General features: G+C 37.0%; 21 protein-coding genes. 15 read left to right on the top strand and 6 right to left on the bottom strand.

Annotated features, from left to right (window positions below; all coding sequences use genetic code 11):
* Positions 1-48: 48 nt before the first annotated feature.
* Positions 49-1041 carry a tRNA dihydrouridine synthase DusB gene (gene dusB / locus BXU11_RS00320; protein WP_078210595.1) on the bottom strand — a complete coding sequence of 331 codons (993 nt, stop codon included), beginning with the start codon at positions 1039-1041 and terminating at the stop codon, positions 49-51.
* 283 nt (positions 1042-1324) lie between these two features.
* Here dusB and lepA point away from each other — a divergent pair, with 283 nt between their 5' ends.
* Positions 1325-3121 carry a translation elongation factor 4 gene (lepA, locus tag BXU11_RS00315; protein WP_024979964.1) on the top strand — a complete coding sequence of 599 codons (1797 nt, stop codon included), beginning with the start codon at positions 1325-1327 and terminating at the stop codon, positions 3119-3121.
* Positions 3122-3243: 122 nt separating this feature from the next.
* The gene (locus tag BXU11_RS00310) at positions 3244-4590 is read left to right on the top strand and encodes a hypothetical protein (protein WP_078210594.1); all 1347 of its coding nucleotides are present in this window, start codon (positions 3244-3246) and stop codon (positions 4588-4590) included.
* Positions 4591-4663: 73 nt separating this feature from the next.
* Here the strand turns inward: BXU11_RS00310 and BXU11_RS00305 are convergent, their stop codons facing one another.
* On the bottom strand, positions 4664-5596 hold the full coding sequence (locus BXU11_RS00305) for a 1-phosphofructokinase family hexose kinase (protein ID WP_078210593.1): 933 nt from the start codon (positions 5594-5596) through the stop codon (positions 4664-4666).
* Positions 5597-5809: 213 nt separating this feature from the next.
* Here BXU11_RS00305 and BXU11_RS00300 point away from each other — a divergent pair, with 213 nt between their 5' ends.
* Positions 5810-9865 (top strand): T9SS type B sorting domain-containing protein, encoded by a 4056-nt coding sequence (locus BXU11_RS00300; RefSeq protein WP_078210592.1) that lies wholly within the window; start codon positions 5810-5812, stop codon positions 9863-9865.
* Positions 9866-9974: 109 nt separating this feature from the next.
* The gene (thiL, locus tag BXU11_RS00295; protein WP_078210591.1) at positions 9975-11021 is read left to right on the top strand and encodes a thiamine-phosphate kinase; all 1047 of its coding nucleotides are present in this window, start codon (positions 9975-9977) and stop codon (positions 11019-11021) included.
* 628 nt (positions 11022-11649) lie between these two features.
* On the opposite strand, the gene BXU11_RS00290 is transcribed toward thiL, so the two are convergent.
* Positions 11650-12450 carry a TIGR00266 family protein gene (locus BXU11_RS00290; protein ID WP_078210590.1) on the bottom strand — a complete coding sequence of 267 codons (801 nt, stop codon included), beginning with the start codon at positions 12448-12450 and terminating at the stop codon, positions 11650-11652.
* 157 nt (positions 12451-12607) lie between these two features.
* Positions 12608-13900: an aminopeptidase P family protein gene (locus BXU11_RS00285; RefSeq protein ID WP_024979971.1), complete on the bottom strand. Its 1293-nt coding sequence runs from the start codon at positions 13898-13900 to the stop codon at positions 12608-12610.
* Positions 13901-14185: 285 nt separating this feature from the next.
* Here BXU11_RS00285 and BXU11_RS00280 point away from each other — a divergent pair, with 285 nt between their 5' ends.
* From BXU11_RS00280 to BXU11_RS00250, 7 genes are all read left to right on the top strand, one after another.
* Positions 14186-15346 (top strand): lycopene cyclase family protein, encoded by a 1161-nt coding sequence (locus BXU11_RS00280; RefSeq protein WP_078210589.1) that lies wholly within the window; start codon positions 14186-14188, stop codon positions 15344-15346.
* A 67-nt stretch (positions 15347-15413) separates the two neighbouring features.
* A complete protein-coding gene (locus BXU11_RS00275; protein ID WP_078210588.1) occupies positions 15414-15758 on the top strand; it encodes a hypothetical protein in 345 nt (114 codons plus the stop codon).
* Positions 15759-15829: 71 nt separating this feature from the next.
* Positions 15830-18217, top strand: coding sequence for a TonB-dependent receptor domain-containing protein (locus BXU11_RS00270; RefSeq protein ID WP_223253637.1), 2388 nt, complete (start codon positions 15830-15832; stop codon positions 18215-18217).
* A 10-nt stretch (positions 18218-18227) separates the two neighbouring features.
* Positions 18228-18785 carry a type 1 periplasmic binding fold superfamily protein gene (locus tag BXU11_RS00265; RefSeq protein ID WP_078211990.1) on the top strand — a complete coding sequence of 186 codons (558 nt, stop codon included), beginning with the start codon at positions 18228-18230 and terminating at the stop codon, positions 18783-18785.
* Between the two features lie 206 nt (positions 18786-18991).
* Positions 18992-19762: a threonine/serine exporter ThrE family protein gene (locus BXU11_RS00260; RefSeq protein ID WP_024979976.1), complete on the top strand. Its 771-nt coding sequence runs from the start codon at positions 18992-18994 to the stop codon at positions 19760-19762.
* Between the two features lie 3 nt (positions 19763-19765).
* Positions 19766-20254, top strand: a complete 489-nt coding sequence (locus tag BXU11_RS00255; protein ID WP_024979977.1) for a threonine/serine exporter family protein — start codon at positions 19766-19768, stop codon at positions 20252-20254.
* A 103-nt stretch (positions 20255-20357) separates the two neighbouring features.
* Entirely contained in the window at positions 20358-20672 is a 315-nt protein-coding gene (locus tag BXU11_RS00250) for an HPF/RaiA family ribosome-associated protein (RefSeq protein ID WP_024979978.1), read from the top strand.
* 71 nt (positions 20673-20743) lie between these two features.
* Here the strand turns inward: BXU11_RS00250 and BXU11_RS00245 are convergent, their stop codons facing one another.
* On the bottom strand, positions 20744-21283 hold the full coding sequence (locus tag BXU11_RS00245; RefSeq protein WP_024979979.1) for a porin family protein: 540 nt from the start codon (positions 21281-21283) through the stop codon (positions 20744-20746).
* Between the two features lie 158 nt (positions 21284-21441).
* On the opposite strand from BXU11_RS00245, the gene BXU11_RS00240 reads away from it, so the two are divergent.
* The 4 genes from BXU11_RS00240 (at position 21442) to BXU11_RS00225 (ending at position 24058) form a co-directional block, all read left to right on the top strand.
* Positions 21442-21951 (top strand): nuclear transport factor 2 family protein, encoded by a 510-nt coding sequence (locus tag BXU11_RS00240; protein ID WP_078210587.1) that lies wholly within the window; start codon positions 21442-21444, stop codon positions 21949-21951.
* Positions 21952-22380: 429 nt separating this feature from the next.
* Complete coding sequence (trmB, locus tag BXU11_RS00235) at positions 22381-23058, top strand: tRNA (guanosine(46)-N7)-methyltransferase TrmB (RefSeq protein WP_024979981.1); 678 nt, start codon at positions 22381-22383, stop codon at positions 23056-23058.
* Positions 23059-23080: 22 nt separating this feature from the next.
* Complete coding sequence (locus tag BXU11_RS00230) at positions 23081-23719, top strand: LysE family translocator (protein WP_024979982.1); 639 nt, start codon at positions 23081-23083, stop codon at positions 23717-23719.
* 12 nt (positions 23720-23731) lie between these two features.
* Entirely contained in the window at positions 23732-24058 is a 327-nt protein-coding gene (locus BXU11_RS00225) for an MGMT family protein (RefSeq protein ID WP_078210586.1), read from the top strand.
* A gap of 11 nt (positions 24059-24069) precedes the next feature.
* Here BXU11_RS00225 and BXU11_RS00220 read toward each other — a convergent pair whose 3' ends face one another.
* On the bottom strand, positions 24070-25227 hold the full coding sequence (locus BXU11_RS00220; RefSeq protein ID WP_223253636.1) for a PAS domain-containing sensor histidine kinase: 1158 nt from the start codon (positions 25225-25227) through the stop codon (positions 24070-24072).
* Positions 25228-25238: the final 11 nt, after the last annotated feature.

Genomic DNA, 25238 nt, shown 5'->3' with positions numbered 1-25238 from the left:
TTCGTAACCCTAACAGGGTTTTAAACCCTGTTAGGGTTAGAGGTGAAATTACACCACTTCATACCCAGAATAAGCATCGATAATCTCATCAAGTACAGCGAATAATTCTTCAGGTTTATCGAGCGTAACCAGTTGTTGTTTGTAGGTTTTGAACGAATGAATTCCTTTGAAATAATTGGTATAATGCGGTCTTGTTTCTACAATTCCGTGACGTTCGCCTTTCCAATCCATAGCCCAAGTCAAGTGGTTACGAACGGCTTCGACTCTATCAGCAACGGTGGGTTTGGCTAGATGTTCTCCCGTCTTAAAGAAATGTTTGATTTCGTTAAAAATCCAAGGATAACCAATAGCAGCACGACCAATCATAATCCCGTCGATACCGTATTTGTTTTTGTATTCTAAGGCTTTTTCAGGAGAATCAATATCGCCATTTCCAAAAATAGGCATGGTGATTCTTGGATTGTTTTTAACACGAGCAATGTGAGACCAATCGGAATGGCCTTTGTACATCTGGGCACGAGTCCTAGCGTGAATGCTCAATGCGGCAACGCCAATATCTTGCAAACGCTCGGCTACCTCATCGATGTTGATAGAATTATCATCCCAGCCCAAACGGGTTTTTACTGTTACAGGTAAGTGCGTACTATCAATTACCGCTTTGGTCAAACGAATCATCAAATCGACGTCTTTAAGAACTCCTGCACCTGCGCCTTTACAAACGACTTTTTTTACCGGACAACCAAAGTTAATATCAATTAAATCGGGGTTTACTGTAGAAACGATTTTAGACGATAACGCCATCGCTTCTTCGTCACCACCGAAGATTTGTATTCCAACGGGACGTTCGTAATCGAAAATATCCAACTTCATTCGGCTCTTTATGGCATCGCGGATTAGGCCTTCTGAGGAAATAAATTCAGAGTACATCATGTCAGCACCGTGCATTTTGCACAATCTGCGAAAAGGCGGATCGCTCACGTCTTCCATAGGTGCAAGAAGTAAAGGAAAATCTGGAAGTTCTATGTTGCCAATTTTGATCATATTCTGGAAATTTGGCGCAAAATTACGCTTTTTAAATGAAAGGATAAAAAGGTAATTTTGAAAGACTTACTAGATATGGTTGTTGTTGGCTTTGAAGCTATTGAATTTAGCGTATATTTGCAGATTAATTGTCGTTTAGCAGGGTTTGCGTGAGTGATAGTAGCGGCATCCTTTTATGTAGCGATAGCGGAATAAAAGATATAGCGGATAGCACGACGGCTTTTTCTGCCGGCACGCCCCAATTTTGATTCGGCAAGTTTTACAGTATTGATATTTATTGAAAATGAAACATATAAGAAATTTTTGCATTATTGCACACATTGACCACGGAAAAAGTACGCTTGCTGACCGATTATTAGGCGCTACGCAAACGGTTACCGCTCGTGAAGAAAAAGCCCAATTGTTGGACAATATGGACTTGGAGCGCGAACGTGGCATCACCATTAAGAGTCACGCCATACAGATGGAATACACCTACAAAGGCGAACAATATATCTTGAATTTGATTGACACTCCGGGTCACGTGGATTTCTCCTATGAAGTTTCTCGTTCGATAGCCGCTTGCGAAGGCGCGCTTTTGATTGTAGATGCGGCTCAAAGTATACAAGCACAAACAATTTCTAACTTATACTTGGCTTTAGAAAACGACTTGGAAATCATTCCAGTTTTAAATAAAGTCGATTTACCAAGCGCTAATCCTGAAGAAGTAAGCGATGATATTATTGATTTATTAGGCTGTAAATTAGAAGATATTATTCATGCATCTGGAAAAACAGGTTTTGGTGTCGAAAATATTTTGGCTGCCATTATTGAAAAAATTCCAGCTCCAAAAGGAAATGTGGACGAACCTCTTCAAGCCTTAATTTTTGATTCACATTACAATCCATTCCGTGGCATTGAAGTAATTTTTCGTGTGAAAAATGGGGAAATCAAAAAAGGCCAAAAAATCAAATTCATGGCTACTGGCAATGAATATTTTGCTGATGAAGTAGGAACTTTGAAATTGAATCAGGTTCCAAAAAACACAATCTCCACTGGGGATGTAGGTTATTTGATTTCTGGAATTAAAGAAGCCAAAGAAGTAAAAGTAGGGGATACCATCACAGATGCCAAAACACCTACAACGAATATGATTACTGGTTTTGAGGATGTAAAACCAATGGTATTTGCTGGAATTTATCCTGTAGATACGGAAGATTATGAGGATTTGCGTTCTTCAATGGAGAAACTACAATTGAATGATGCTTCGTTGGTGTTTACACCAGAAAGCTCTGCAGCCTTGGGCTTTGGTTTCCGATGTGGCTTCTTGGGCATGTTGCACATGGAAATCATTCAAGAGCGTTTAGAACGCGAGTTTGATATGACAGTAATTACTACGGTTCCTAACGTTTCGTATCACGCATTTACGAAAAAAGAGCCTGAAAAGATTTTGATTGTCAACAACCCATCAGACTTACCTGAACCTTCAAAACTAGACCACGTAGAAGAACCTTATATTAAGGCTACCATTATTACCAAAGCTGATTTTGTGGGTAATGTAATGAGTTTGTGTATTGAAAAACGCGGTGTGATCACCAACCAAACCTATTTAACAACTGAACGTGTAGAATTGAATTTTGACATGCCTTTGGCCGAAATTGTATTCGATTTTTACGACCGATTGAAAACGGTTTCTAAAGGTTACGCTTCTTTTGATTACTCGCCTATTGGAATGCGTACTTCAAAATTGGTAAAACTAGATGTATTGTTAAATGCACAAACGGTTGATGCACTTTCTGCCTTGATCCACGAAGACAACGCATACAATATTGGTAAAAAAATGACAGAAAAATTGCGTGAGCTGATTCCGAGACAGCAATTTGATATTCCAATTCAAGCAGCTATTGGAGCCAAAATCATTGCCCGAGAAACCATAAAAGCCTTGCGTAAAGACGTTACCGCCAAATGTTACGGTGGAGATATTTCTCGTAAACGTAAACTATTGGAAAAACAGAAAAAAGGTAAAAAACGTATGCGTCAAGTAGGAAATGTAGAAATTCCGCAGGAAGCGTTTATGGCGGTTCTTAAACTGAACGACTAGAGCCCCCTAACCCCGAAGGGGGAATTAGAATAAAGAAAAAAGATAATAGAATATAGATTAAGCCTGATGATGTAAAAATTGTCAGGTTTTTTTTGTTTAGATTTGAGAGATAAAATTTAAATATGAAAAAAATCAACGAGGAGGAGTTTTTAAGAATTTTATATTCAAATAAAGGTGATGTTTCTATAGCTGATTATACTGTCGATTATAATAAATTATCTATTGACTTTGAAAAAGTTAAAACTAAGAATCCGATATTTTTTCAAAATCTGACTTTTATTGGAAAAGATTTAGATTTTTATAATCAAACAGAAGAGTTCAAAACAATCATTGAAATTGAAAATTGTACATTTAATACCAATATCAATATTCAAGGACAATTTGCTGACATTTCATTCAAAGCTAATGTTTTTAATTGTAATAATATTCGAATAATTAATTCAGAAATCGGAACTTTAGAGTTTTCTAATAATGATTCAAATTCTGAAAACACCAAAAAAAACATTTTTACTAAAGGAAACTTCAAAATTCAAAACTGTAATTTTGAATCTATTTTTTGGATTAAGAATGCCGAATTTATGAAAAACACTACCATTGATTTTAGTAGTGTTAAATTTCTAAGTGAGTCTTTCTTTGACTATACATTATTAGATAAAATAAATTTTTATGAATGCAGTTTTTATAAAGAATTAAGATATGACTGTAATTATAATTCTTCTCAATTTAGGGAATGTACTTTTTTAGATAAGACAACATTTCTTGGTTTATTTAATGTAAAAATGAATACATCCTTTTTATGGTTTGAAAATTGTACCTTTTCTAAGTTAGCTAATTTCAATGAATATTTTGTTCATAAACTACGAATTGAAGACACAACTTTCCTAGACAATGTATCATTACAAAAGGCTTATTTGGACAGAATAACAATCGTAAGAACTGTTTTTGAAAAGAAAGTATGGTTTGAAAATATTCAAATTAATCAAATTAATAATTGTGACATTGAAACCATAAGAAGTATAAAAAGAGAACTAGTCAACACTCATAATCAAATTGACTACTTACGTTTTAAAGCGTATGAACTAATTGCTTACAAAAAGGAAATAGATCAAAACAAATTAAACTGGAAAGACTCATTAATTTTATATTTTAATGAAAACTCAAATTATTTCGGTTTAGATTGGACTAAAGGAATTAAGTTCATTTTTGAATGGAGCTTTATGTTTTATATACTTTATATTATTTCTTATTCTGCATGTATTGATGATTTTCAATGCATTCCTAAATTTGATGATTTTTTGGTCAATTACATAAAATTCACAAATCCTTTATCATTTCTAAAAACTCCTTTAGAGAATTCAGAAGATTATTTTTTTCCATTATTAATTTTAAGTATCAATAAGATATTTGTGTCTTACGGAATTTATCAAACCATTCAAGCTTTTAGAAAATTTGGAGTTAACGGAGGATAAGATTAAACCTAAAAAAGCCTGACAACGAAAACTGTCAGGCTTTTTTAATTTCCTCTTCTGGGGTTAGGGGCTTTTATTTATCCTTCAACCAATCAAACAATCGCTGTGCATCGGAGCCTTTGAATAATTGGGTACCCTCGTTCATCGTGGCAGCTGAACCACAAGCCACTCCCCATCGAATAACTTCTTTTAAAGGTTTATTTTGAGAAAGTGCCCAAACCATTCCTCCTACCATACTATCACCCGCACCTACTGTACTCTTTTTGGCAACATTGGGAGCGGGGACAAACTCATAATGATCTTTGGTCACCAAAACAGCGCCTTGCGGGCCAAGGGATACCACAACTATTTCGGCACCTCCTTTGGCTATAATTTTCTTGGCTGCCTCGTTTACTTCTTCCATTTCTAGTCGCTCTTCACCAATTAATTTGGCTAATTCACCAACGTTTGGCTTGATTAAATAAGCGCCTACTTCAAGGACTTTTTCTAGTGCGGCACCCGAAGTGTCAACAATTAGTTTTGAACCATTTGCTTTGGCAATCTGCGCTACTTTTTGATAAAAATCGGCATTTAGTCCTTCGTTTAAACTTCCGCTTCCAACCAAAAATTTAGGTTTGAATTCGGCAATTTTAGCTAAAAAACACTCGCTTTCCTCAGGAGTAATTGCACCTCCCGTAAATCCAAATCGGTATTGCGAGTTGGTATTGGTGTCTACTGCTACAAAACTTTCTCGTGTCCAACTCTCAACAGCAACAGCCTCACTGGCAATATTTTCTTTGGCTACTAATTCTTCCAATAATTGTCCCATTGCTCCACCTGAAGTAAATAAAGCCATCGAATTACCTCCCAAACGAGCAATCGCTTTAGATACATTGATTCCGCCGCCGCCTGCATCATATCTTGGGACTTCGCAACGGATTTTTTGTTCGGCTACTAATCCTTTAAAACTAGTACTTTTATCTACTGCTGGGTTGACCGTTAAGGTCACTATGTCGAATGCTTTCATTATTTTAAATTTAAAGGTCTACGTTGCAATTTAATCAATTTTGATGCGATGCGCTAGGTACTACTGTTATTTTGCAGTGAATTGCTTTCTGATTTTCAGTATTGTGGGTGGGAAAGGACCTTATTGTTAAACTTGTTTAAGCTCAAAATGTTGATTTTCAATTTTTTAACGTTTTGATTTGTATATTTGTCTAACCCAAATAAAACATTCAGAATGATGAGAAAAGCTCTATTTCTTGTTTTATTATTTTGTTCGGCACACTCTTGGTCGCAGGGCATCGTTGTGGATACGACCACGCTGAGTATTCCTGAATTGGTTAGAAATGAATTGTTGCAAAATGCTTGCGCTGAGGAGAGCAACTTCAAATTTTCATCACGTTTAGGGATCGGGAAGTTTATAAGTTCAAACCCTAATTTTCCGTTTCAAGAGGGTATTATTATTAGAAATGGAATCGCTAAGCACACCGAGGGAACGTATACTGGCGTCAACGAGAGTAGTCAGTTAAATACCAATGGTGATCCAGATTTGCAAACGATTAGTAATAGCAACGGGCAAATTACACCTATTACAGATGTGAGTTTTATTCAATTTGATTTTACACCAGTGTCCAGTAATTTTAGTTTTGATTTTTTGTTTGCGTCTAACGAATATGGCGAGTTTCAATGTGGTTTTAGCGATGTTTTTGGTTTTATATTGACGGATCTTACTACTGGTATTTCCACTAATTTGGCAGTACTTCCCCAAACAAATCAAGCGGTATCCGTTTTAAATATTCGAGATAATCGGTACAATTCCTCTTGTGTTTCGGCCAATGCTTCTTTTTTTGATAATTATAATGTTGGTAATTCTACTACTTCTTTAATGAATATGCGAGGCGAAACCAAGGTGTTAACCGCCTCAGCAACTGTAGTTCCGAATCGGACGTATCAAATTAAATTAGCCATAGGCGATTACAACGATAGCAATTATGATTCGGCAGTTTTTATTAAAGGCGGTAGTTTTAAAACATCGATGAACTTAGGGCCAGATCAAATCCTTTGCAAAGGAGAGCAACTACTGCTTCAGTCGGATTTAGTTGGAAATTATAATTATAAATGGACATTAAATGGTGCTGAACTAACAGGCGAGACTAGTGCCACTTTGACCGTAACTCAAGCGGGAACCTATGGCGTTACAGCGACTCTTTCGGGATGTGTTATACAAGATGAAGTGACTGTTTTCGAATTGGCTTTACTTCCTCCAAAAGACTTGATTAATTGCTATAATGCCAGTACAAGTTACCCTTTCGATTTAACTCAAAATAATGCTGCTGCATTAGGATTAGATCCTGCGGCTTATTCGCTTTTGTATTTTGACTCCTTGGCTAATGCCAATGCCAACGGACCTGCAATTCCAGCTAACCAATGGACCAACTATATCACTTCAGCCAACAAAACGATATACATCAAACCCATTCATATTACCAATAACACACTTTGTAATGATTTGGTTTCGTTTGAACTACAAATTACAGCTCCACTAAATATTATCAATCCGCCTGAGATTAAAGTGTGCGATACTGCAAATGGACGAATCCCCGTTGATTTAACCACTAATGCTAGTAGTATTTTAAATGGATTACCTGCAAGCGACTATACGTTGTCCTATTATTTTAATTTAATCGACGCCAACAATAAAACCAATAGCATTAGTAATCCCAGGAATTTTATCATGACGTTGGCTAGATCACCCCTTGCTATTTGGGTACGTGTAGAAAGCAACAATGAGTCCAGATGCTATGCCACAGTAACCTTTGATGTCATTGCTATTCCCTTGGCGAATGTGGATCGGTTAGCGGATGTCATTGCCTGTGATAGCTATACATTACCGAGTATTACCAATGGAAAGTACTATACAGGTCCAAATGCTACAGGAACACAACTCAATATTGGCGATGTGATCACTGCATCGGGGACTTATTATATATACAACGATCCGTCACCCAATTCTATTTGTAGTAATGAAACTTCATTTATGGTCACTTTGGTATATGATTTGTCTTTTTTGAGAGAAGGGTGTGGGCAATATGTTGTTCCAGATGTACTTGTGGGTGACTTTTATACCCAAGCGGGAGGTGGAGGAAGCCTTTTGCCCGCAGGAACCGTTTTGAATACAAGTCAAACTATTTTTTACTATGCTGTAGTTAATGGAATAGTTTGTAGAGATGAAGCGGTGGCCATTACCGTCTTTCCACTGCCGCTTGTGGAGCAATTAGCAGATGTGGTAACCTGCAATTCGTATGTATTGCCTACCATAATAAATGGAAACTATTACACACAACCGGGAGGAAACGGAACAATTTTGTCTTCAGGAACCACTATCACTTCAACTCAAACCATTTACATATTTACTAACGATGGACAATGTTCTAATGAAACCTCATTCAGAATTGTAATTATTGATCCCTCCGTATTTGGACCGGTTAGCCGTTGTGGAGGGTATACCTTGCCTCCTCTTTCAGTTGGTGGATATTATGATCAGCCCAGAGGTCAAGGCAATGCCATTCCTGCTGGAACCCAAATTGTCACTTCTCAAACGGTTTATTTTTTTGCAACTACTACCACTACGCCCAATTGTACCGATACCATCAATATAGACATCACTATAAAACCCTTGCCCCTCATTGATACACCTAATGATGTGTTGGCTTGTGAAGAATATATTTTGCCAGCTTTAACCAATGGAAACTATTACACCTTACCCAACGGAAGAGGAAACCAAGTACAAGCAGGAACTCCTATTACACAAAATCAAAGGTTGTATGTTTTTGCTTCCAGTCCAGATTGCAACAACGAACATGCTTTTGCCATTGAGATTAGACCACGTCCTATTGTTGATAATTTCACCGATATAATTTCTTGTACAAGTTTTACATTACCCAGATTAGCCAACGGTAACTATTACACAGCTACTGGAGGTAGTAAAGGAGTAGGTACTATGCTTACAGAGGGTACAGTGATTACTACTTCGCAAACACTTTTTATCTACAATGAATGGAGCGATTTTAGTGCATGTGATAATGAATCTTTTTTTAAGATTAATATCAAACAAGTGGATGTAGGAACATTCGCTGATGTCAATGCTTGTGATAGTTATACCTTACCGTCTTTAACTGTCGGAGGGTATTTTTTAAGCCCAAATGGTAAAGACCCAATTGCGGTGGGTACCGTTTTGAACACCACACAAAAAATATATGTTTTTGCTGAGGTGGGTAATCGGATCACTTGCACGAGTGAAACCTCCTTCATGGTGAATATTTCGACAACTCCTATACTTCAGCCTGTAGCAAATGTTACGGCTTGTGCTAGCTATGTTTTACCACCTTTGAGTATTGGGGCTTATTATTCAAATGCAAATAAAGGAGGTACATCGTATCAGGCTGGTGACGTGATTAGAGCAAGTCAACAAATGTATATTTACGCTGCTGTTGCGACGAATCCCAACTGTTTCTCAGAGGTTTCTTTTGAAATCACAGTATTTCCTTTAAAAAATCTAGCGCCTCAGCGGGCTTTTGTTTGTGTTGATTTTCAGTCGGGCAATGTATTACAACCCGCTTTGTTGACCTCAGGATTAGATCCGAATGACTATAATGTGGATTGGTATCTGTCAGGGGCAAAAGTGGGTTCGGGCGTTGACTATTCAACAACTCAAGAAGGAGTGTATACTATGCAAAGTCAAAAAATAAGTCCAAGTGTTGGCGCTGATTGTGGTTTTAATCCCGTGACGTATACCGTCGAGAAGTCTAGCCCGGCCGAAGCCGCCTTGACGGTGTCTAATGCTTTTACCAATACTATCGATATTATAGTAACAGTAACCAATGGATTGGGCAACTATGAATTTAAACTAGACGATGGCAATTTTCAAACAGGAACAGTTTTTTATGATGTTGATTCGGGAGCCCATACCGTTACCATCAAAGACGTCAAAGGAGGCTGTGACGATCGTATTTTAGTAGCCAATGTGTTGAAATATCCAAAATTTTTCACTCCCAATAATGATGGTTTTAATGATACTTGGAACATCTTGGATTTGGCATTTCAACCCGATGCGGTTATTCAAATCTTTGATCGCTACGGAAAATTCATAAAAGAAATCAAACCCTCAAGTGCAGGATGGGATGGGAATTACAACGGCCAGCCCTTGCCATCGACCGATTATTGGTTTCAAGTAACGTATCTTTTAAATGGAGAACAACAAGTGTTTAAAGCGCATTTTAGTATGAAACGATAAACGCTGTTGCAACCAAAGAAAAACGATTAGTTGCATAAACCCTTGCAATAGCCACTGAAATTAGTGCAACATCTTCGTACCTTTGCTTTTTTTAAAATAATAGTTGAACATGATTGAAGATAAAAACCCACAACGCACTAGTATTGATCAGTTAGGAGAATTTGGATTAATCGATCACTTAACCCAAAAATTCGAAATTACGCAAGACTCTACTGTAAAAGGAATTGGTGACGATGCAGCCGTTTTAGATTTTGGCACTCGAAAAACACTAGTATCTACCGATTTGTTGATTGAAGGCGTGCATTTTGATTTGGCCTATATGCCTCTAAAACATTTAGGATACAAAGCCGTAGTGGTCAATCTATCCGACATTTGTGCCATGAACGCCAAACCTACCCAAATTACAGTTTCGGTAGCCGTGTCCAATCGTTTTCCTTTAGAGGCTTTGGAAGAATTGTATGACGGAATTGCCCGTGCTGCCCAAGAGTACAAAGTAGATGTAGTTGGAGGAGATACCACTTCGTCTCAAAAAGGAATGATTATCAGTATTACGGCATTAGGCGAAGCCGATGAAAATGAAATTGTATACCGAAATGGAGCTACTGCCACCGATTTGCTAGTGGTAACAGGCGATATTGGCGCAGCCTACATGGGCTTACAAGTGCTAGAGCGCGAGAAGCAAGTGTTCCAAGTCAACCCCAATTCGCAACCCGATTTAGACGCTTATACGTATTTGATTGAACGACAACTCAAACCTGAAGCAAGAACGGATGTCCGAACATTATTGCATGCGCTAGAGATCAAACCTACAGCGATGATTGATGTTTCGGATGGAATTTCTTCCGAAATCATGCATTTGTGCAAACAGTCCAAGGTAGGTTGTAATTTGTATGAAGACAAATTGCCATTGGATCCACAATTTATCTCCGTGTGCGAAGAATTCAACATCGACAGTACCACCATTGCCATCAATGGAGGCGAAGATTACGAATTGCTGTTCACTATTCCAATTACGGATTTTGACAAAATTAAAGGCAATCCCAACTTTACCATTATTGGCCACATGACCGAAGCCAACGAAGGCATTCACTTGGTAACACGCGCCAATACTAAAATTGAATTGAAAGCTAGAGGCTGGAATGCTTTTAAAGAATAGATTTTAAAATTCGTCAAGTTTTTATATTCCCCAATACAATACCCCGAACAATCTAGTTTGGGGTATTTTTTTTGCTCAAAACTACAAGAAACTACAAATTTTAAATCTCATGATTTGGGCGTTACCACAAGGGTCGGGCTCCTTTCGTTGCAATCTTTTTGAGGCAGAAAAAGCCTCAAAAAGGATTTCCACTTCAAACGAAGTTCACTGAGCTCCTATGAAAATAGTATGAGTGAAATAATCCCTAACGCAAAAACACAATAATTAATAGAACAAGACAAGATAATGATGTGAGAAAAAATAGTTGACAAAACCCTTTGCCTTAGATTCAGCTTCCTTTAATAAAGTAAATACCTATAATTCAGATTTTGTTTTAAAGATGGTTTTTCGACTTTTTTGAATTCAAAATGTAACTTAATAAAGCCAAATGTTGGTTTTTAGCCCCGATTGCAGTGGAAATCCTTTTTTTACACCTGACAGGTTTATAAAACCTGTCAGGTGTAAAAAAAGATTGTAGCGGAAAGCGGGACGATGTTTGTAAAAAATCCCTATGGGTATTGCTCCTAAAAAAAATACCCCAAAATTTGTCGTTTTGGGGTATGGTGTTTTTTGAACGTTTGAGTTGTGCTTAAAAGCGTCGGTCGCCGTCGAGGATACTGCCGAGTCCGCCTAAAATGCTGCCTTCTTCACGGCTATTGCCACCGTTTCTTGGGGCTGAAGCGATGATACGATCGGCCAATCTAGAGAACGGAAGCGATTGAACATATACAGTTCCAGGGCCACGCAAAGTCGCGTAAAACAAGCCTTCGCCACCGAAAAGAGAGTTTTTGATGCCGCCAATAAACTCGATATCATAATCGACATCTTGGGTGAAACCTACGATACAGCCGGTGTCTACTTTGAGGATTTCGCCAGGTTGTAATTCTTTTTTGGCTAAAGTTCCGCCTGAATGTACGAAAGCCATTCCGTCGCCTTCTAATTTTTGCATGATGAAACCTTCGCCACCAAACAGGCCTGTACCTAACTTTTTGGAGAATTCAATACCAACAGCTACGCCTTTGGCAGCGCAAAGGAATGCGTTCTTTTGGCAAATAAATTTTCCGCTAAATTGTCTCAAATCAATTGGAATGATTTTTCCGGGATAAGGTGAGGCAAAGGAGACTTTGCTTTTGTTGTAATTTTGATTGATAAAGGCAGTCATGAACAGACTTTCTCCTGTTAAAACTCTTTTTCCTGCGCTTAGTAATTTGCCAAACAAACCTGTTTGTTGTTGGGAACCGTCTCCGAAAATGGTTTCCATTTGGATGCCATTGTCCATCATCATAAAACTTCCCGCCTCGGCAATGACAATTTCTTGTGGGTCGAGTTCTATTTCTACATATTGCATTTCTTCGCCATAAATATGGTAATCTATTTCGTGTGCTATCATGATTTTGTGTTTTAGGGTTTAAGGAATTAGTAAGTGGTTAAATTGAAATGTTACATTTTTTGGCATAAAAAAAATGGCATCCAGAACAGATGCCGTTAGTTGTATTTATTTTGAATTCTACTTTTTCGCGAGAATTAGTGTAATACGTGTTCTATTTTTAAGCGTTCATTAAGCTTTCGATTTCGTCTGCTTCAATCGGAATGTTACGCATCAAATTGAACGGTTCTCCTGATTTTTGAATCACCACATCGTCTTCAATTCGGATACCGAAACCTTCGGCAGGAATATAAATTCCAGGTTCTACGGTAAACACCATATTGGCTTCCATTGGTTCGTGGAGCAATCCGTAATCGTGTGTGTCGAGTCCCATATGGTGCGAAGTCCCGTGCATAAAATATTTTTTGTAAGCTGGCCAATCAGGATTTTCGTTTTGAACGTCGGCTTTGTCAATCAGACCTAAACCTAATAATTCAGAAGTCATAATTTTGCCCACTTCTACGTGGTATTGTTTCCAAAGGGTACCCGGAGTAAGCATTTTTGTAGCTTCGTTTTTCACACGAAGAACTGCGTTGTACACCGCTTTTTGTCTTTCAGAATAGCGTCCAGAAACTGGTATGGTACGGGTTAAGTCGCTTGAATAATTGGCGTATTCTGCCGCTACATCTAGTAAAAGCAAGTCGCCCGCTTTGCATTGTTGGTTGTTTTCGATGTAATGCAATACATTGGCATTGTTTCCCGAAGCAATAATGGGAGTGTAGGCAAACCCTTTGGAACGGTTGCGAACGAACTCGTGAATCAATTCGGCTTCGACTTCATATTCCATTACGTTGGGCTTCACAAAAGAAAGCAAACGACGGAACCCTTTTTCGGTGATGTTACACGCTTGTTGGATTAAATCGATTTCTTCGGTTTCTTTTATGGAGCGAATGCGTTGCAAAATTGGGTTGCTTTTGGCTACGGTATGCGCTGGATATTGTGCTTTCCATTTTTTGATAAAACGGTCTTCACGGGTTTCGGTTTCTACGGCTGAACGATAGTGTTCGTTGGTGTTGATGTACATCACTTCGGCATACATCATAATTTCTTTCAAGGTTTTGTCAAAATCTTGTAGCCAAAAAACTGTTTTGATTCCTGATACCTGAAACGCACGTTCTTTGGTTAGTTTTTCGCCTTCCCAAATTGCAATGTGCTCATTGGTTTCTCTCAAGAAAAGGATTTCTTTCAAGTGTTCGTATGGCGCATCTGGGAATAATAACAAAATGCTTTCTTCTTGATCTACACCAGATAAATAGAAAATATCTCTATGTTGTGCAAAAGGTAAAGTGCTATCGGCAGAAACAGGATATATGTCGTTTGAATTAAAAACCGCTACGCTTTTCGGTTTCATTTGAGCAGTGAATTTTTCTCTGTTTTTTACAAAAAGCCCACTGTTTATTTGATGATATTTCATGACAACCAAATTATTTATTAGTAAAATTCAAAAATACTAACTTTACTATGATTTTTGTCTAAGAAAAAGAATTTTTAACGTTAGGATGTTTCTTGTACTCGTAAATCGTTGTTATGAGCAACAAGAAGCTAATAATGGTTAAAATTTGATGTTGTGTTTTAAAGCTATCGGTTTCTCAGATAAGCACAGATTAGTAGCGCTTTTTTTACAATTAATCCAAGAGTAAAGGAATGGCAATTATGATAAATGCTCGTTAGGTAGTGTATAATTCTTTATTTTTGACGCATGGTACAAAACGAGTCACACAATTACGATTATATTTTTGCAGGAACAGGGCTAGCCGCTTTGATGACAGTATACAAAATGGTGCAATTGCCTTTTTTTGCTCAAAAAACCATTTTGTTGCTCGATGAACAACCCAAAGACAGCAATGATCGAACTTGGTGTTTTTGGTCTACTGAGCCAACGCAGTGGGAGCCTTCGGTGTCAAAACATTGGGACGTAGCTCATTTTGGCTGTCAATCGTTTGATCGTGATTTGGTTTTGTCGCCTTACCAATACCAAATGATTCGTGGAATCGATTTCTACCAACAGGTTTTGTCTAGTTTGCGTCAACACTCCAATGTAACTTTCGTATCCGAAAAAGTAGTTGCCATTGAAGAAACCGAGCAGCAAATTTTTGTCAAAACTAACCAAACGGTTTATTACGGAAAGCGCTTGTTTAATAGTATCTACCATCCTGAACTTGTAGCCAAACAGCAAAAGTATCCGGTGTTGCAACAGCATTTTATTGGATGGGTAGTACAAACCAAAGAAGCTGTTTTTACACCCGAAAAACCTACTTTTATGGACTTTTCGGTAGCACAAAAAGACAATACTCGTTTTATGTATGTGTTGCCAACTACTGCCCATCAGGCGTTGGTGGAGTATACGCTTTTTTCGTCACAATTGTTGCCGAAACAAGAATATGAAGCAGAAATACAAAAGTACCTTGCGCAATTGGGAGTTACCGATTACACTATTATTGAAAAGGAGCAAGGCAGTATTCCAATGACCAGCTATCCGTTTTGGAAATGGAATACTAAAAATGTGTTACACATCGGTACCGCTGGAGGTTGGACCAAAGCCAGCACGGGCTACACTTTTAAAAATGCAGACAAAAAATCGGAGGCTTTGGTGGCTTTTTTGCAAAATGAACAGCCATTTACTTTGTTTGGAAAACGCAACAAATTTTGGTGGTATGATCTGTTGCTGTTAGATATCTTGCATCGGAATAATGCCATAGGTAGTCATATTTTTTCGAAATTATTTCAAAAAGGAACACCTAGTTTGATTTTTAAATTTTTAGACGAAGACACTACTTTCATTGAAGACTTACAAGTGATTTGGAAGTGTCCTAAAATGCCTTTCATTAAGGCCTTGTTTCGGGTGCTATTGTATCGCTAAAGTGTTTGGGGCGAGGGTGTTTTTTTTAAAGTAACTTTTTCAATTGTTTTCTTTACATTTGCAGTTCATGAAAAACAAAGCTTTCATATCACGAATCCTTTTGCTGATTTTATTGGCAACTATGGTTTTTCAAACCAAGCACAGCTATTCCCATTTATTGGAGCAGTTGAATGTGGTGGTATGTCATCATGATAGCGATCCTTCTACAAAGCAAATTACACATGCGCATCATTATACGGAGTCTTGTACGGTATGCGCCTTTTCTATTAGTAGTTTTTTGCCAGTTTCCATTCTTTTTTGGGATACGGATACCATCATAACGATACCGAATGAGGTGTCGTTTTATGTAGCTTCCAAAGTAGTTTGCTATTCGGGAAGTCTATTTGCTTTACGCGCGCCCCCGCAAGCATAGTTTTTATTGCGTCATTTTCAGTTCTTGAAAATGATTTTAATCTCTCTTATTTTAATTTTTTGGATATAAAAATGCAAGCAAAAAGCTATAGCGTTTTCATGTTCTTTTGGTTTACTGCTGTTGTTTTTTCACAAAACAAAGTCAGCGGTACCATTACTACTGAAACGAAAAAAAGCCTTGAGGGCTGTCACGTACATATTGGTAATAAAACGGTAAACACCAACAAAAAAGGATTGTATGAAATTAAAAATTTGCCTTCGGGTAAGTTGAAAGTTTCAGTGTCCTATGTCGGCTATCAAACGATAGATACTTTGATCAATGTTACTGCCGATGCGCAATTTAATTTTGTAATGAAACAAAATACCGAGGCTTTGTATGAAGTATTGGTACAACAAAAGAATAGTGGCGCCAACGCATCATCGGTTGAACAAAAAGTAAAAAGTGCTACGATTGAAAAGTTTAGCAACCAATCATTGGGCGATGTGTTACAAGAAGTAGCTGGAGTCTCCGGACTAAAAACCGGAAGTACTGTGGTTAAACCTATAGTTAACGGTATGTTTGGAAGTAGAGTCCCTATTATCAATAATAATGTTCGGATGCAAGATCAAGAATGGGGAGCGGAGCATGCCCCTAATTTTGATGTGAATGCGGCAGCAAAAATTAGTGTCATTAAAGGCGCTTCGGGTTTGCAATATGGAGGCGATGCCGTGGGTGGATTGGTCATTCTTGAACCTATGCAAGTCAAAAAAGACACCTTATTTGGTAGAACCATGTTCAATTTTGCTTCGAACGGTCGTAGCGGATCAGTAACGACTAGCGTTCACAAAGGCAATGAGTTGGGATGGAGTTGGAACGCATTGGCAACCTTCAAATACATGGGAGATCGTCAGGCACCAAATTATGTTTTGTCAAATACAGGTAACAGAGAAGGTAATTTCACGGGAGAAATAAAATACACAGCCGATAAGTATTTTGTGTCGGCCTATTATAGTTTGTATCAAACCACTATTGGAATTTTGAGTGCGTCTCATACCGGAAGTGTCAATGATTTGTATACTTCCATCAATAATTTACGGCCGTCGGTAATCAACGATTTTACCTATGCTATTGATAATCCAAAACAACAAGTTCAACATCATTTGGCCAAAATAAATTATAACTATTATTTTGACGAAACAGCATCATTGGCAGCTCAATATGCTTTTCAGTTCAATAAGCGTTTAGAGTTTGATGTGCGTAGAGGCGATTTTAAAAATGTCGCAGCCTTGGATTTGGAATTGAGTAGCCATAATTTATCGGTTGATTTCAAAAAAGCGTATCACGATTGGCAATTGAAGTCAGGACTAAGTGCTGGATTTCAAAATAATTTTGCCAGTCCAGCTACAGGTATTCGTCCGTTGATTCCGAATTACGAGAAGCTAGATGCTGGAGTATACAGTGTGGCTAGTGTAGATTTGTCTGATGGTTTGGTTTTGGATGCAGGTTTACGATATGATTTTTCAAGTGTCAATGCCGCTAAGTTTTATCTTAAATCCAGATGGGAAGAAAGAGGCTATGATACGCTTTTTCCTGAATTTGAAGTCAAAGAAGAGGGTAATCAAATTTTGGCTAAGCCAAGTTTTACTTTTCATAATTTCTCCGCCAGCGTAGGGTTTAAAAAGACCTTTGCTGCAAATTTGGAATGGTACACGAACTTAAGTTTGGCAATTAGAAACCCAAATCCTTCAGAGTTTTTTAGCGATGGTTTGCATCATTCAACAGGTGTTATTGAATTAGGCGATTTGTCTTTAAAAAAAGAAGAATCCCTTAAATTGTCGTCGACGGTACAGAAATCATGGCAAGACTTTTCATTATCCATCAATCCGTTTGTACATACAGTGAAAAATTATATTTTTTTGCGTCCCATCGGTGCGGAGACTACTATTAGAGGCGCTTTCCCAGTTTGGGAATACCAGCAAACGCAAGCTCTTTTGGGCGGTGTAGATGTGCAAACCAATTGGACATTGTCGCCGCAATGGCAACATCGTTTGACTATGGCCTACATTAAGGGTAACGATCTTGATAACAACGAGGCACTAATTGATATTCCTCCTTTTCATTTTACTAATACTATCGAATGGAGAAAAAAAGAATGGAACCAGTTAGTTCTAGAGTTAAAAAGCGAAGTGGTTTTTAGACAATCTCAATTTCCTAACAATAATTTTGAGGTCAATCTGATTGATGCTAATAACAATTCACAGCCAGCGATATTAGATATAAGTACACCGCCTCCAGGTTATCATTTGCTCCATTTTTATTCAGAAATGCAACTGCAATGGTTTCCTAAAACCCAAACGACCCTTGCTTTTTCCGTGCAAAATATATTCAATACAAAGTATAGAGATTATCTGAATCGCCAACGCTTCTTTGCAGATGAAGTTGGGCGAAATTTTCAAATTCAAATCAAATTCAATTATTAAATTCAAGCCAATGAAAAATTTAAAACTTTTAGCCTTAGCAATAGTAACAATCCTTTCTTTTTCTTCTTGTAACAACGACGATCCCGAAGTAGTGAATGAAGAAGAATTAATCACCACAGTAACCACAACACTTACGGCTGGTAGCAGTGTAATAACCTTAAAATCGGTAGATCTGGATGGAGATGGGCCTAATAAGCCAGTGGTCACGGTGTCTGGAAATTTAACGGCCAATACAACCTATAATGGTAGGACTACAATCTTGAACGAAAGCGTAAGCCCAGCTGATGATATTACTGCTGAGGTACAAGAAGAAGGTGATGAGCATCAATTGTTTTATCAAGCACCAACGGCTATCGGTACCTTTGCCTATGGTGATCTAGATGAGGATGGAAAGCCGATTGGTTTAGTTTTTACCTTAAAAACGGGAACTACTCCAACAACTGGAACTATCGTGGTTACTTTGAAACACGAACCTAATAAAAATGCTGCTGGAGTAGCTACAGGCGATATTACCAATGCTGGTGGAGCAACCGATGCTGAGGTGCGATTTCCTGTTGAAGTGAAATAAGTACAAGCTATTAATGATTCAAAAAGGCGCTGCAAGTAATTGTAGTGCCTTTTTGATTGTTAAAAATATACTAAAATCTTACTAATAAATTCCTTGTGTTTTTCATGTTCTATCGATTGCGGTTGTTAATTTTGTGAAATAAAAGGCAAGTTTATTTAAAGGACTTTCAAAATAAGGTAATTTTGATACTCTATATTTAAATAATCATGGACGAAGTAGTAAAAGTAAGTAAATATGAGTTGGGAGAGATGCTCCTAGAAATTGGGTCGATGTTAATGGTCTCAGGTGCCAACACCGAACGAATTAAGGTTACTATTAGTAGAATTGCACGTGCCTTTGGATGCGATTCAGAACTTTTAATCACCAATCATGCTTTGATGATCACCTTGAATTATCAGGATAAGCATAAAACGTTTACCAATGTAAAATGGGTGCCAAACATGCATCTGAATTTCAATTTGATTTCAGACATAAGTATTATGAGTTGGCGTATTGTTTTGGAAAAATGGAGTGTGGAACGGGTTAATCAAGAATTAACCACTTTAAATCGAAAGCCTCTTTATCCTAGATTTTTAGTGTTGACAATGGTAGCTTTAGCAGGAGCTTCTTTTTGTCGTCTATCCGGAGGAGATTTTATTGAGATGATAGCTTGCTTTACGGCTTCGTTCTCTGGGCTTTATGTTAGACAAGAAGCCATGAAAATGAAATTTAATTTCTATTTATGTGTGTTTTTTGGAGCAGCTACGGCCGCAATTGTCTCTGGGTTTTATTTTTATTTTAATCCGCAGCTTACTTATATACACGCATTTTCTACTTCTGTTTTATTTTTAATTCCCGGAGTACCTATGATGAATGCTGTCGCAGATTTAATTGATGGGAATATTTTGAATGGAATTACCAGAGGGATGAATGTGTTGATTATAGCGTTTGCTATAGCATTAGGGTTGTTAATGGGATTGTTAATTTATAATTTCTAAATCATGGATATACTTGCATTATTAGAGAAAGGGATTTGGTTGGGTTGTGCTGCACTTGGTTTTGGTATGTTGTTCAATGTGCCCAAAAGAGCTTTGTTTCCCATTTATTTAATAGGAGCTTTAGGTGGACTGATGAAGTTTTTTATGTTAGAGTTTGAAATCGGTATAGTCTTAGCGGTACTTTGTGGCGCAAGCTTGATTGGTTTTTTAAGTGTTTTTGCAGCCCATAATTTCAAATGTCCTCCCGTTACTTTTTCAATTCCAGCGGTTATCCCAATGATTCCTGGGTTGTTTGCTTATAAATCTATGATTGGTGTAATTAAACTTACTTCTGAGAAAGATCCAACGGAGTACACGAAAGTTTTTTTTGAAGCATTAAATAATGGTTTGACTGCTTTATTTGTTTTAATCGTTTTAGCCACAGGAGTTGCGGTACCTTTATTGGTTTCACGAAAGGCAACAGTGAAAAGACTACAAGCTAACGATAAATAGAAATGTTTTTTTCTGGTTTTTTATGTCCTAAATTTTTGCTAATTCAGTAGCTTTTTTCTTCTCTATTTGGTATATTTGAGTACTAACAAAAAATATAGTAACGATGAAAGTTCAAATTAACACCGACAAACATATCGAAGGACACGAAAGAGTAGAAGCTTATTTTTCTGGAGAAATTACTAAAACACTTGGTCGTTTTGAAGACAAAATAACACGAGTTGAGGTTCATTTTGGGGATGAAAACAGTAACAAATCAGGAATCGATGATAAACGTTGCTTGATTGAAGTACGCCCAGTTAATAGTCAACCCATTGCTGTAACCGAACACTCAAGTACTATTGAAAAAGCTTTTCACGGAGCCATAGATAAAGTAAAACGTTCCTTAACGACTACTTTCGAAAAACAAAAAGCATATTAATAAGTAAACGCATAAAAAAAGGCAATGTTCTATTTGTAGAACATTGCCTTTTTTTATGTTTAAACTTGTGATTAGAATGTTAAAGCAGCACCTAATTGAAATACTTGATTTTTAGCATCACTGTTTTTAATAACTTCATTAAAACTACTAATATATCTAGCGTTGACAGATAGCCCAAAAGGAAGATTGATCGAAGCTCCAAAAGCCCATGCGGCATCAAATGTTTTAAAATCAGGATTGCCCAATCCTTTTATGTCATCACTTACTTTGAACCCAAATTGAGGGCCAGTTTCAATGCTTACAATTTTTAAAGCATACAATTTTGCCAAAATAGGTACTTGAATGTAGCTTAAATCAATGTCAGATACCGCAGTACTAAAACCTTGCTTAGAAAACTGTACCTCGGGTTGGATATATAACAATTTGTCCAAAAGAGGTACTTCTTTGTAAAGCCCTACGTAGTATCCGTCTCTATTAGAGGTATTACCTAATTTTCCCTCGCTTACATTCGAGAAGTTATATCCTGCGCGAACGCCAATTCCTTGTGCGAAAGCAGATTGAGTCAGTCCAAGTAAAAGGAAGGCTGCAAATAAAGATTGAATCGTTTTCATAATTAATATATTTTTAATTGTTTTACAGGCCAAATTTATAGTAAAAAAGGCGAACTTAATTTGTGGAGCTGTTTTTTTAGAATTTTATAACGTTTTGATTAAACTTGTCTTAAAGTGTTTATTTTTGTAATCAAAGTAACAATAAATTGTTGTATGTCATGAAAAAATTTAGTTTATCAATACTGATTTTAGTCCTAGGAGTTGTTTCATCTTATGCGCAAACGGAAGCAACAGCACAGCAACAAGTCACTTCTGTTTTAGATTCATGGCACAAAGCAGCCGCTCAAGCACAATTTGATGCTTATTTTGGATTAATGACCAATGATGCCATCTTTATTGGTACCGACGCGAATGAGAATTGGAACAAAACCGCTTTTCAAGCTTTTGCAAAGCCTTATTTCGATAAAGGAAATGCATGGAATTTTACGGCCATAGAGCGACATGTTTACATAGATAAAAGCGGAACCCTAGCGTGGTTTGATGAGCTGCTTAGTACACAAATGAAAATTTGCCGCGGTTCGGGTGTGTTGGTGAAAGTAGGGGATTCTTGGAAAATTCAACACTATGTACTATCAATGACCGTCCCAAATGAGAACGTAGACGAAGTGGTAAAAATCAAAACACCTATAGAAGATGGGGTTATGAAGCAACTAACCGTTAAAGAATAAAACGGTTTTGTCAGCGCATTAGCATTTAAAAATAAGTTAGCCACGACCCGAATGATAGCGAATACAATGTCCTTAAGTTAAGATGAAAAAGAAAAAAATAGCACGCAGATTCAACGGGTTTTAACTGATTTTTCTGTGTAAATCTGCGAAATCTGCGTGAAAACAAAAAGAGTAATTTCTAACTTAATGACATTGATAGCGCATAGGCGAAGCAATAGCACAATTTGTCACTAATTGTCATTGAAATTGATACTGAATGACATGAATACCCTTAACTATAATAATTCGTGTTATTAAAACAGATTGTAATTATTGATTTAGTAGTGAATTCGTGGCGGAAATTTTATAAGCGAACGTCCTTGTTTTTTGTAAAGCAAAGCGAGCCATCGAATTTAATTGCTTATTTTTGCACAAAATAGCAATTATAAAGTGGGAAGTAAAAATAAATTAAAACGATTTAAGGAAAACGAAACGTTCGAGAACGTATTTCAACCAACAAGAGAAGAAGTAGTAGGAGAATTGTTTCCTCTGAAAGGAAAATGGAATACTGAATTTTTCAAAAACGACAATCCATTAGTACTAGAATTAGGTTGCGGAAAAGGAGAGTATTCTGTAGGTTTAGCCGAACGTTATCCCAACAAAAATTTTATTGGTATCGATATCAAAGGTGCGCGCTTTTGGCGTGGAGCCAAGACCGCTGTCGACTCAGGCATGCATAATGTAGCTTTTGTTAGAACCCAAATTGAATTAATCAATCATATTTTTGCCGAAAATGAAGTAGATGAAATTTGGATTACTTTTCCTGACCCACAAATCAAATACAAGAGAACGAAGCATCGTATGACGAACTCAGAGTTCTTACAATTGTATAAAAAAATCCTGAAAAAAGAAGGTATCGTTAATCTAAAAACCGATTCAGAATTCATGCATGGTTATACTTTAGGACTTTTGCATGGAGAAGGACATGAAGTGTTGTATGCGAATCATAACGTGTATAAAAACGAAGGAAGTCCTGAGGAGGTTACGGCCTTTCAAACCTTTTATGAAAAACAGTATTTAGCGGTTAACAAAGCCATCACTTTTATCAGGTTCAAAATTAAACCTTAGTCAATTATCGTTTTCAAAGTATATGCATATAGTCGGACTCTTTTTTTTAGGATTTATTAGCGCTTTTGTAGGGATTTCTCCTCCGGGATTAATCAATATGACGGCCGTTAAAGTGAATCTAAAAGAAGGGAAACGAACAGCGATGTGGTTTGTGCTAGGTGCCGTTCTGGTTATTTTTATACAAACCTTTTTGGCGCTTTTATTTGCACGAGTTTTGGATAAGAGTCCGGCCTTGCTATTGTTGTTTCGTGAAATTGGCTGTGTAATTTTTGCTTTACTCACTGTTTATTTTCTTTTGGTGGCCAAAAAGCCAAAAATCAAAGAGGGTAATATTAAAAAGTACAGTAAAAAATCTCGTTTCTTTTTAGGGATTTTACTATCTGCGCTAAATTTTTTCCCTATTCCTTACTATGTTTTGTTAGGAATAACTTTTGCTTCCTATCATTTGTTTTCTTTTGACATTACTTCCATTCTGATTTTTGTATTGGGTGTGGTTTCTGGAGCTTTTATGGTTTTTTATGGCTATGTGTTTTTTTTTAATAAAATAGAAGCTAAAGCTGGTTTTTTCCTGCAAAACATGAACACTCTAATCGGAAGTGTTACAGGGATCATGACGCTACTCACCTTGTATAATATTATGGATTCTTACGGTTTATTTTAAAAATTGTACGTAATGCTTGAGCCAAGTTTTTTCGAAAGAGTATACGTTATTGTACGTCAAATTCCCCACGGAAAAGTGACCTCTTATGGGGCTATTGCAAAAGCTTTAGGCACTGCTCGTTCGGCAAGAATGGTAGGTTGGGCGATGAATGCATCACATCATCTAGAAGATGTTCCAGCGCATCGTGTCGTGAATCGAAAAGGACTTCTTACGGGCAAGCTTCATTTTGATGGAACAAATTTGATGCAACAATTGCTGGAGAATGAAGGCATTGTAGTTAAAGACAATCAGATAGTGAATTTCGAAGCGCATTTTTGGGAGCCTGAAGTAAGAAAGTAAAAGATACGCTTTTATACTAAGAGGCAAATTTTAAATTGAGTTTTGTTTTCTTCACTTTCAAAGGATAAATAACCACCATGAGCTTCAATGATACTTTTAGATAAGGTAAGCCCAATTCCTGCGCCTTTTTTTCGTGTAGTAAAGAAGGGAAGGAAAATTTTATCTTGAATCTCTGGTTCTATTCCGTTACCATTATCTGCTATAATGATATACAATCGTTGCTCATGCCTCTCAACACTAATATTTATTTGTTTATCCTCTTTTTTTTCTAACGCATACATGCAATTGGTTAGCAAATTGATAAAAACTTGATCTATTTGGTTTTTGTCAATTAGGATCCAAAGGGTTTGATTTAGCGAATTGTTTACTGTTATGTTCTCTTTTTTGAATAAAGGAAGCATGATTTGTAGGGCGTCGTTTATTAGTTTTGAGAGTTCTGCTTTTTCTTTTTTAGGTGTGGGTAACATGGCCAATATTCTATAGCTTTCCACGAATTCTTGAAGGTGATTGCTCCGATTATGCATTGTGATTACACTCTGTTTGATATCTTCTAAATCCTCGTTAGATAAACTATCTTGCTGAATGAGTTCATGTAAATTTTGAGAAAGTGAGCGTATGGGAGTGAGTGAATTTAAGAGCTCGTGTGAAATGACTTTCATTAGGTTGATCCAAGCTTCTTTCTCTTTCTTATCGACTACTTTTTGTATGCTATCTAGTAAAATGACATAGTATTCTTTGTTTAGGGTTTTGGTTACAGAAGTTTGAATGACAAAAGTTTGGGTTTCTTTTTTGTCAACTTGTATTTGTATCGGACTTTTCATCTCCTTAAATTCTTGGTCTTCGATAAACTCACAAAGAGATGGTAATAACGTTTTTAGATAGTGCCATTTGGTAACTTTAGGCGCCATAAAATGCTTGGAAAAATAGTTATTCATCAAGAAAATGTTCCAATCACTTTCGTTTTTTTCCAAGATCAGGATACCACTTTCTATATTGTTCAAAATGCTGCTATATACTATGTCTTTGGAGAAAGTGTCGTTTTCTTTGTTTTTTAGTTTTTCATATAATTGATAGATTGCAGTATAGTTGGCGTTGGTGGATAGTTTGGAGAAATCTGAAGTGAAATCATTATTCAGGATCAAGGAAATGATCCTGTCATAAAATTGCATGGTATTTTTCA

The organism is Flavobacterium sp. LM5 (genome assembly GCF_002017945.1).
GTDB classification, from domain to species: domain Bacteria; phylum Bacteroidota; class Bacteroidia; order Flavobacteriales; family Flavobacteriaceae; genus Flavobacterium; species Flavobacterium succinicans.
The sequence above is the reverse complement of the archived record's forward strand: the minus strand, read 5'-3'. Positions and strand labels throughout refer to the sequence as shown.

Bases quoted from the DNA above. Each gene is read 5' to 3' on its own strand.
- BXU11_RS00290 (WP_078210590.1), bottom strand. From the start codon at position 12,450: ATGATAGCACACGAAATAGATTACCATATTTATGGCGAAGAAATGCAA.
- BXU11_RS00300 (WP_078210592.1), top strand. From the start codon at position 5,810: ATGATGAGAAAAGCTCTATTTCTTGTTTTATTATTTTGTTCGGCACAC.
- BXU11_RS00280 (WP_078210589.1), top strand. From the start codon at position 14,186: ATGGTACAAAACGAGTCACACAATTACGATTATATTTTTGCAGGAACA.
- dusB (WP_078210595.1), bottom strand. From the start codon at position 1,041: ATGATCAAAATTGGCAACATAGAACTTCCAGATTTTCCTTTACTTCTT.
- BXU11_RS00285 (WP_024979971.1), bottom strand. From the start codon at position 13,900: ATGAAATATCATCAAATAAACAGTGGGCTTTTTGTAAAAAACAGAGAA.
- thiL (WP_078210591.1), top strand. From the start codon at position 9,975: ATGATTGAAGATAAAAACCCACAACGCACTAGTATTGATCAGTTAGGA.
- BXU11_RS00250 (WP_024979978.1), top strand. From the start codon at position 20,358: ATGAAAGTTCAAATTAACACCGACAAACATATCGAAGGACACGAAAGA.
- BXU11_RS00260 (WP_024979976.1), top strand. From the start codon at position 18,992: ATGGACGAAGTAGTAAAAGTAAGTAAATATGAGTTGGGAGAGATGCTC.
- BXU11_RS00255 (WP_024979977.1), top strand. From the start codon at position 19,766: ATGGATATACTTGCATTATTAGAGAAAGGGATTTGGTTGGGTTGTGCT.
- BXU11_RS00245 (WP_024979979.1), bottom strand. From the start codon at position 21,283: ATGAAAACGATTCAATCTTTATTTGCAGCCTTCCTTTTACTTGGACTG.
- BXU11_RS00270 (WP_223253637.1), top strand. From the start codon at position 15,830: ATGCAAGCAAAAAGCTATAGCGTTTTCATGTTCTTTTGGTTTACTGCT.
- BXU11_RS00310 (WP_078210594.1), top strand. From the start codon at position 3,244: ATGAAAAAAATCAACGAGGAGGAGTTTTTAAGAATTTTATATTCAAAT.
- BXU11_RS00275 (WP_078210588.1), top strand. From the start codon at position 15,414: ATGAAAAACAAAGCTTTCATATCACGAATCCTTTTGCTGATTTTATTG.
- BXU11_RS00240 (WP_078210587.1), top strand. From the start codon at position 21,442: ATGAAAAAATTTAGTTTATCAATACTGATTTTAGTCCTAGGAGTTGTT.
- BXU11_RS00305 (WP_078210593.1), bottom strand. From the start codon at position 5,596: ATGAAAGCATTCGACATAGTGACCTTAACGGTCAACCCAGCAGTAGAT.
- BXU11_RS00230 (WP_024979982.1), top strand. From the start codon at position 23,081: ATGCATATAGTCGGACTCTTTTTTTTAGGATTTATTAGCGCTTTTGTA.
- lepA (WP_024979964.1), top strand. From the start codon at position 1,325: ATGAAACATATAAGAAATTTTTGCATTATTGCACACATTGACCACGGA.
- BXU11_RS00220 (WP_223253636.1), bottom strand. From the start codon at position 25,227: ATGCAATTTTATGACAGGATCATTTCCTTGATCCTGAATAATGATTTC.
- BXU11_RS00225 (WP_078210586.1), top strand. From the start codon at position 23,732: ATGCTTGAGCCAAGTTTTTTCGAAAGAGTATACGTTATTGTACGTCAA.
- BXU11_RS00265 (WP_078211990.1), top strand. From the start codon at position 18,228: ATGAAAAATTTAAAACTTTTAGCCTTAGCAATAGTAACAATCCTTTCT.